Origin of the sequence: Vibrio sinus (genome assembly GCF_023634645.1) — a bacterium.
GTDB lineage: Bacteria > Pseudomonadota > Gammaproteobacteria > Enterobacterales > Vibrionaceae > Vibrio > Vibrio sinus.
On sequence record NZ_JAMKMR010000042.1, the window covers coordinates 1 to 8,703 of the forward strand.

The 8,703-nt window shown below is 42.5% G+C and carries 6 protein-coding genes; 4 read left to right on the forward strand and 2 right to left on the reverse strand.

The features are described 5' to 3' along the window. Positions 1–428 precede the first annotated feature (428 nt). Positions 429–617 (forward strand): DUF2986 domain-containing protein, encoded by a 189-nt coding sequence (locus M9194_RS21400; protein ID WP_250614740.1) that lies wholly within the window; start codon positions 429–431, stop codon positions 615–617. 79 nt (positions 618–696) lie between these two features. Here the strand turns inward: M9194_RS21400 and M9194_RS21405 are convergent, their stop codons facing one another. Continuing rightward, the gene (locus M9194_RS21405) at positions 697–1,524 is read right to left on the reverse strand and encodes a 5'-nucleotidase, lipoprotein e(P4) family (RefSeq protein ID WP_250614741.1); all 828 of its coding nucleotides are present in this window, start codon (positions 1,522–1,524) and stop codon (positions 697–699) included. Positions 1,525–2,106: 582 nt separating this feature from the next. On the opposite strand from M9194_RS21405, the gene M9194_RS21410 reads away from it, so the two are divergent. Continuing rightward, a complete protein-coding gene (locus M9194_RS21410) occupies positions 2,107–3,486 on the forward strand; it encodes an NCS2 family permease (RefSeq protein ID WP_250614742.1) in 1,380 nt (459 codons plus the stop codon). 71 nt (positions 3,487–3,557) lie between these two features. On the opposite strand, the gene M9194_RS21415 is transcribed toward M9194_RS21410, so the two are convergent. Then, positions 3,558–4,139: a thiamine phosphate synthase gene (locus M9194_RS21415; RefSeq protein WP_250614743.1), complete on the reverse strand. Its 582-nt coding sequence runs from the start codon at positions 4,137–4,139 to the stop codon at positions 3,558–3,560. Between the two features lie 1,027 nt (positions 4,140–5,166). On the opposite strand from M9194_RS21415, the gene M9194_RS21420 reads away from it, so the two are divergent. Together M9194_RS21420 and M9194_RS21425 are read left to right on the forward strand one after the other, a co-directional pair. Continuing rightward, positions 5,167–5,811 (forward strand): two component system response regulator, encoded by a 645-nt coding sequence (locus M9194_RS21420; protein WP_250614744.1) that lies wholly within the window; start codon positions 5,167–5,169, stop codon positions 5,809–5,811. Between the two features lie 76 nt (positions 5,812–5,887). Next, positions 5,888–8,677: an ATP-binding protein gene (locus tag M9194_RS21425; protein WP_250614745.1), complete on the forward strand. Its 2,790-nt coding sequence runs from the start codon at positions 5,888–5,890 to the stop codon at positions 8,675–8,677. Positions 8,678–8,703: the final 26 nt, after the last annotated feature.

Below are 8,703 nucleotides of genomic sequence, written 5' to 3' on the forward strand. Positions count from 1 at the left end.
AGCCATACTGACGGTGTCTTTATTATCTTAATTATGTTGAGGTGGCGCCGAATTTAAATGCTAAAACGGCAAAAATTTACCCGCTACGTTAAGCAATATATATACCAATATTTATCGGGAATGTACTTTTTATAATACTTTGAAAAATAACAATTAAATTAAACTTTCGAGCTTTGGTTGATTTCTAACCGAGCAAGATATTGCCCAAATCGAGCAAGATCTTGCCCAGCGAGCAAAATCTTGCCCGATTGTTGCTACTGTGTAACCTGTTAACAGGTTGAAATTGAATCATTTTTATAAGCAAGATATTCGATGTGGTTACAAACGATGCACTTCAACGCCTAACTACCTGTTTCGCTCTGTATCCTGCACTTTTTGCTCGGTTGAGTATATACTCTGCGTGCACAATAAAAGGCCGAGCCACATATATGAATCGCAAAAAGAAAATTAATCAAATTTTGAAAAAGAAGCTGAAGAAAAAAAACGCTAAATTGCATAAAAGCAACAAGCCAGCTTACATCTCTAAAGCAGATAGAGCGAAAATGGAGCTAGAGCAATCAGAAGTAGGAGAGGAGAGCGTTGAGAGTTCTCCAAACAATGAAGGTGTCGATGAATAAAGCGAGCCAAGATTAACCATGCCAAAGGTGTTTAACACCTTTGGCATGCACTCCGGTTGTTCACCCGGTTGTCTGTGTACTATTTACCATTCCATGAATACAGTACGTCATGACGCAGTTTGCTCTTACCTGCATTGTTTAGCTGATAATAGTCTTTTGCCATGCCAGCTTCCCAGCCGCCGTAAGTAGGGTTGGGTAATACGATGTATTTCACACCATATAGCGCTTTTTCAGCGTCAACATGTTCACGACGAATCTTGTTAGATTTACCAATGACTTTTGAGTCTAGGTCGTTTAGGTTGTCACCGAGCAACATAACAATTTTGTATCCTTCACCCATGATTTTTTCACGACGAGGCTTTTTGTCAGAGGTGGTCGTTTTTAACAGCACGGTTTTGTCCGTGACATTAGCAAAACCGAGTTTCTTGAGATTCGCCATCGTAGGTTTTAGATTTTTCTCGGAGCGATTACTCACGTAGAAAACGGTTCCGCCGTGTGAGTCTATATATTTGGAAAAGGCGACGGCACCTGGAATCGCTCTAGACTCTTCCGAATGTACCCATTCACTCCACGTTTTTGGTGAGAAGCTAGTACCATGTTTGATTTGCCAAGCCGCGTAGGCGCTGTTATTGATCATGGTTTCATCAAGGTCTACCACAACAGCCAGTTTTTCTTTGCTGCCGTTTTCTTTAGCTTCCTGTCTGATTTTGTCAAAAGACATGCGGGCGACGTTAAATGCTTGATAGGCAAGTGCTCTATATTCGCCAGATTGTTGCGTCCAATCGACAGCAAGTGTGGCTTGGTCAGCGAGTTGAGCGTTGGTCACGGTTTGTTCTTTTGCAGATGCTTGCCAAGAAGTGGCTGCAATGATAGCGGTGGCTAGCACGGCTAACGTTTTGGTTTTCATTCGATACTCCTTCATGCGCAAGGAATTTTCATGCTCAAGGGTTTGGCGCATTACTGAACACGTTGCACAATGTAATTGTAATAAAATGTGAAAAACAATATCGAGTTGCATTGTGAATGCACTTTATTCTCCTTTACAAGCTCTACTGTGCGCGTGTGTCCAGTATTGAGATCACGATCTCATGTAAGTTAATTGCAATTGAATTACATATATTAGTGATGTTAACCATTAGCCGAGTACCATCTGACTATTGCTATGCGCGTGATTTATTATGAGACTTTTTCCTAAAGAAAGGCATCGCCAGCGGGCGAAAGTGATAGGGTTTCGCTTGAATGGTATTTTTCCTCCTTTAATGCTTTGTAGACATAAACATAGCCTCACCTAGTCGGTTTTGATTCTCTTTTTAACGGACACCTAAATTAAATAAAGTGTGATTTTGACTAGCAATGACGCAATCGTTTGCTGTATCCTTTGCGTCCTTCGATTTTGTGTCCTAGAAGATAGGTGTCTAGTTACAATAGAAGCCTTATTCTGGTTGATGTGAAATGCAATGTATATAAGTATTTGCAAGGAACAATGAACATGTCTGAAAAGACTCCAAACTCCCTAAATCCAAACACTCAGGGTGGCAGTGCAAATCACGGTAGTGGTTTTGATCAATTCTTTAAAATCTCTCAGCGTGGAAGCAGTGTAAAGCAAGAAGTTGTGGCAGGTTTGACCACCTTCTTAGCAATGGTGTATTCCGTTATTGTTGTTCCGAACATGTTAGGGGCCGCGGGTTTCAACCAAGGTGCGGTATTTATCGCGACCTGTTTGGTTGCAGCATTTGGCTCGTTAGTCATGGGGTTGTGGGCTAGGTTACCAATGGCGATTGGCTGTGCAATTTCTCTGACGGCGTTTACGGCCTTTAGCTTAGTCATGGGGCAAGGGGTGAGTGTTCCTGTTGCGCTTGGCGCGGTGTTCTTGATGGGGATTGTGTTTACCATCATAACCGTCACTGGCATTCGTCAGTGGATCTTAACAAACCTGCCATTTGGTGTTGCCCATGGTACAGGGATTGGTATCGGACTCTTTTTATTGCTGATCGCTGCGAACGGCGTTGGCCTTGTTGTAAAAAACCCAGGTGCTGGTTTGCCCGTTGCCCTTGGCCATTTCACCTCTTTTCCAGTTCTTATGTCTATCGCCGGGCTAGCGGCCATTATTGGTTTAGAGAAGCGTAAAGTGCCAGGTGGGATTTTGATTGTCATTATTGCTATCTCAATTCTCGGCCTGATCTTCGACCCTAAGGTTGTGTATAAGGGCTTATTTGCGATGCCAACGTTTGGTGGCAAGGATTCTTTATTCGGTAAGCTGGACATTATGGGGGCGTTATCCCCAGTGGTTATCCCTAGCGTACTTGCATTGGTGACTACAGCAATATTTGATGCAACGGGTACGATACGTGCTGTTGCTGGGCAAGCTAATTTGCTGCAAAAAAATGGCCAAATCATTGATGGTGGTAAAGCACTGACTTCAGACTCCGTGAGCAGCATTGTTGCGGGTGTTGTTGGTGGTGCTCCGGCAGCCGTTTACATTGAATCTGCGGCAGGGACAGCTGCCGGAGGCAAAACCGGGCTCACTGCCACCATTGTGGGTGTATTGTTTTTGTTGATGCTGTTTTTGTCTCCGATCAGCTATCTTGTGCCAAGCTATGCGACTGCTCCCGCATTGATGTATGTCGGCCTGCTCATGCTAGGGAATGTGACAAAATTGGATATGTCTGACTCTGTTGATGCGCTATCAGGGTTGATTTGTGCGGTGTTCATCGTGTTAACCTGCAACATCGTTACCGGAATCATGCTTGGATTTGGCTCACTAGTGATAGGTCGGGTGATTGCCGGGGAATGGAAAAAGCTCAATGTGGGTACGGTGGTTATCGCGATCATACTTGTAGCATTTTATGCAGGTGGATGGGCGATTTAAATCTCTACCTAGTTGTAAAATTGCAATACAAAAGTCCGCGAGCGCGGACTTTTGTCGTTAGGGAAGGGGACTTAGCAGAGTGGTATGTTCCACAACGCACGCTTGGCTGCAAGGCCATAAGCGCCACGCTCCATGGCCTTAGAGTAATGGCTAGCATCGAGGCCACCCAACGCGTACACATTTAGATGGGTACTGTGAGCGTAATTTGAAAATGTCTCCCAACCCATAGGGATACCTTTAGGGCTGCTTGGCGTTTTAAAAATTGGACACACAATGGCAATGTCGGCGGACAGCCTCTCAGCGTGTTGCAATTGCGATTTGTTATGACAAGAGATAGACAACAGCTTTTCATGGCTAATTGGTCGGCACGAGTATTTCTCTGCCTCAAAACTGGGTAGATGAATCCCATCGGCGTTCGTATGGCTCAGTAGGTCGATAGAGCCGTTCAGTAATACTTTGGCGTTATAGTGATGAATAAGCTCAACAGCAGAATGTGCAAGTGTAAGATAGTCGTCGAGTGAGAGATTCTTGGAGCGCAGCTGAACAAGCTTGATTCCGTGCTTTAAGCTATTCTCTAGTTCAAACAAATAGCGGGATAAGTTGGACTCAAAGTCAGGGGTGATCAGATAGTAATTTCGGGTATCGTTGTGCATGGTCAGCCTGTACGGATTCAGTAATACTTATAGTGTGCCCAAGTGGTTAGCCTTATTGAGCCTCCTCGAATCTGGATACTCTATACCCAACGACGCGTTCCAGCAATGGGTTTAAGCCGTATTGGGTTCATCTCGATCTGGAGGGATAGCCTTAATAATCAAAAAGTTATTAATGTAGTTGAAGGTTGATAACGGAAATTGGCTGCGATGTCATATGCAAAATTAGCATAGGCTGAAATATTACGGTAATAAAAATACCCTTAACAAGCCTATCACTATTGATATTTTTTAATATTTCAAAATATTACAGAATACCATCCCATTGTTACATTTTTCTGGTTAGACATATTAAATAGTTATGAGATCTGTGCACAGTAAATTGCGTGTTTTAAACAGTACTAATTTATACCGTATATTTAACCGTCGATTGATTTTTCAATAAATATTTCTTTGGGCGAAGCTGATTTAATAAAAATTAAGACGCTCGCTTATTTTTTATACGCTATATAGCGATAAAAAAGCAGAAATAATATTTTAATTTTATAAATATCAATAACATCGCTAGGAGTGTTTTGAGATATCGGTCAGGGTTAGTTCGACCAGGTCAGCCATCGTCTTGATGCCACCAAGTGCATATGGGGTCAAGGTTGATGGCGCTATATGCTCAGAATAACTGAAAAATATATATCCCTAATAACTATGTGTAATAGAGTAATAATCGACCAAATAATAATATTATTATCACTCCATATCACATTATTGGCACTTTTATTATTATTCCTAAGCAAAACAACAATATTATGGTAGTGACTATGATAATTTTTATCTAAAATTAAGTTTTACGCTTCGATTAATTGTGAGCTATAAAAAACCTTAGTCACTTTTACTTGACCACTGCGATAATTGGAGGTAATTTTCGTTTTATTTATAGCTTTGTAAGTTAGTTGGATTTTGTTTACTAGAATTACTATAGCTGGGCAAAAAAGAATCCTGCTTATTATATTCAGAAATGTAGGAAATTATTACTATGAATATTTGTCGGCAAAAAAAGATTAGACTACTGGTAGTGGATGACCACGCTCTCATTTCTGATGGGATACGTAACTTGTTGTCTCCATACACAGGGATAGAAGTCGTCGGTCAGGTCGAAAATGGCCTAGATGCGTACTCAACATGCCGCTCTTTGTCCCCAGACCTGATTCTTATGGACTTGAACTTACCGGGAATGCGTGGTGTGGATGCGATTCGACGCATTGTGCAACGCTGGCCGGATATGCTTATTTTGTGTATTACCGCAATTTCAGAGGAATGCAAGGTTAAGGAAGCGTTAGAGGCAGGCGCGAAAGGGTATGTTTTAAAGAAAAGTAATCAACAAACGCTGTTGAGTGCAATTGAAGCTGTCATGAAAAACCAAGAGTTTATCGATCCTTCCTTAAACATTGACCTGGTCAACTCAACCTCGTCTCATGATTCAACGCTGTCACCTGCGTTGACTCCGCGAGAAACTCAAATACTCAAGCTCATTAGTGAAGGGCTAAAAAACAGAGAAATCGCAGAAACCTTGGTGATCAGCCTTAAAACAGTGGAAACACACAGGCTAAATTTAATGAGGAAGCTAGAGGCTCATAACGCTGCAGAGCTGGTACATTGGGCACGACGAATTGGCGTTTGAACGCCACTTAAGTAGAGTTTTTGGCATATACTCAAGTACCAAGATAGTGATGTGGCACTGGAGATAAAATAAATTTATGAAAATTTCTTGGAAATCCTCCTTTGTCACACGCTTAACCATACGTTTAATCCTCATCATCGCTGCACTTTGGTGCGTCACTCAATTTATTGCCATCTACAGCTACTACAACGTTTATGGGTTTAGATGGAAACAGATCGAACTCTATAACAATAAGGTAACGACGCTTCAAGCGGCGCGTGAAAGTGTGGGGTTCGAAAACGCCGAAATTGATGTCGGCCACTTAGGTGATCTTTGGCTTGAGCTGCGTCAAGATGAAGATTTTGATCTGCCTAGCGTTGATCAGTGTCGTTATCGAGTGCTTGGTAAGCAGCAAAAAATCAACAACAACGCGTTTTATCAAGCGGGTGCCAAAGCCATACAAATGATTGGTACGACATCACCAAATGGTTATTCTAGTGGTTTTATCCTCGATCGAAACAAGTGGTTAATTCTATATTCACCAAATTTGTGTGATGCTGCTGATAAAGAAGACATCAATAAAGTCAAAGCGCAAATCGAGCAGTTATACGACATGCCACGCAACTCGCGCGGGTTTTTGTGGGGGAAACCCTACTATGATGAAGATACTCACGCATGGCGTGTTATGGTGGGCCGGATCATTATCGATCGTCATGGTAGAAAATTGCTGATGGGTTACAGCACCCACCTGAAAAAATTTGTTCAACAACATCCCAAGTCTGCTGCTGGTGCTTTTAATATTGTCATTACTGATGAAGGCAAAATTTTACCCATCTTCAAACCTAGATTGAGCCAAGCTAAGTTAGATAGCCTTTTGGCTGAGAAAAACAGTTCCGATTATAACTCGTGGCGAGCCCATAAATATTTGATTTCAGTGGCGAGTTACTATGGTCCGTCTTGGAAGTTAGTGAGAATAGAACCAGAAGCTGCCGTTATCTCTTTAGAGGTGAAACACTTTATCTCTTATATCCCATATGGGCTAGGGTTGTTTTTCGCGCTCGCGTTGGTTTTATTAGTCACACTTCACTATGGGCTTGCGAAACCGCTTCGTGAATTTATTCGCATCATAAGCTCGACCAGTACCCGTGATTTTAAATACCGATTGCCTTACGAGCGGGAAGATGAACTGGGTATGATTGCCAAGTCATACAACAAACTGTTGTCCACCATCGAATTTAACTATCAAAATCTTGAAGCAAAAGTAGCCCTTCGGACCCAAGAGCTAAAAAATGCTCGAATTGCCGCCGAGCAGGAAAACGAGCTCAAGAGTATACACCTCACCATGATCAGCCATGAAGTAAGAACACCGCTGAATGGCATCATTGGCGCACTGGATCTGATTGAGGCAAATCCAGTCAACTTTAATCCAAACCTTGTACGTACAGCGAAACGATGTTCTCACTCGCTACTCGAAATGATCAACAACTTGCTTGATTTTAGGCGGATCGAGCAAGGACAAATGCAGTTAACCGAGAGTCAAACCAAGTTGCTGCCATTGATAGACAGGGCAGTGCTGATGATACAGCCTAGGCTACAGCACAAAAATATAAAATTTAAAGTCTTGGTTCGTGATAAGGTGCCATGTAGCCTGACATTAGATTCCCTCCAAGTTAGGCAAATTTTAATTAATTTGCTGGCCAACGCGCTCAAATTCACCGATGAAGGTTCGATTCAATTGGAAGTGTCGCGAGAAGATAATCAGCTTATCTTTAAGTTACGTGATACAGGGATTGGAATTTCTAAGGAGATTCTGCCACATATTTTTGAGCCATATATCCGTGAGCACCTAGAGCGGGTTGGAACCGGGTTAGGTTTACCAATTTCACGCTCTCTCGCCCTTCTGATGGATGGTGATATCAGTGTGACAAGTCAAGTAAATCAAGGCTCGGAGTTTGTTTTAACGTTACCGATCAAAGAAGCAACTTACGGAGCAAAACTTGAAGGTACAGTCAGAGCACCGACACGCCTTCGAGAGCAGTTGGAAATTTGGGGAGTGACGTTCGAGCAAAGTGATGAAGATGACTGCCCACTTTCATCATTAGACTATGTGTATTTGCCCAATATGTTGCGAAAACGATTAGAGCAAATCTTGGAAGGTGTGCAAGGCTTTGACAGCCACTTTCAGAGCATACCGATTCAGCCCTGGTCGTTAGAAATTCTTTTGGTTGATGATGTAGAAAATAACCGGGAAATCATCGGTCAAATGCTGGAGTCGATTGGTAACAAGGTAACCACTGTCTCTAATGGTCAGGATGCGTTGGAGAAAGGCAAAAAACACATTTACGACTTGGTGCTGATGGATATCAGAATGCGAGGCTTGGATGGCGTTGAGACCTATTGCCATTGGCAGAAAGAAGAAACGGGAATTCTCGATCCCGATTGCCCGGTTATTGCGCTTACCGCAGATACTCAACCAGAAGAGCAAGCACGTATCTCTCGAGCTGGATTTTTTGATTATGTCACTAAGCCAGTGAGTCTAATCAAATTCACTCAAATACTTGCCCAAGTGATCGACTATCAGCAAGTGAGAATGATTGACTTGATGCCAAACGAGAAGCTGAATCAACCATTATTTAACTTGCCTGAGTTACGAGAAAAAGCCAAGCTCCAGTTAATAGGTTTTATCTCGGAGCTTAGAGTAGCGATAGAAGCAGAGGATTGGAAAGAGTGTGGTCATGTTCTTCACTCCTTTAAAGGGTGCGCCGGACAGGGCGGTTATCGCGACATTTATCAGCAGGCTGAAGAATTTGAAAAGCACTTGAAGAGTGAAGGGTGGCTGCGAAATGATCAGGTTGACTCATTGGAAAACCTCGTAAAAGACAGTTGAGTTATAGAAGTTCCAATCTGATCTGG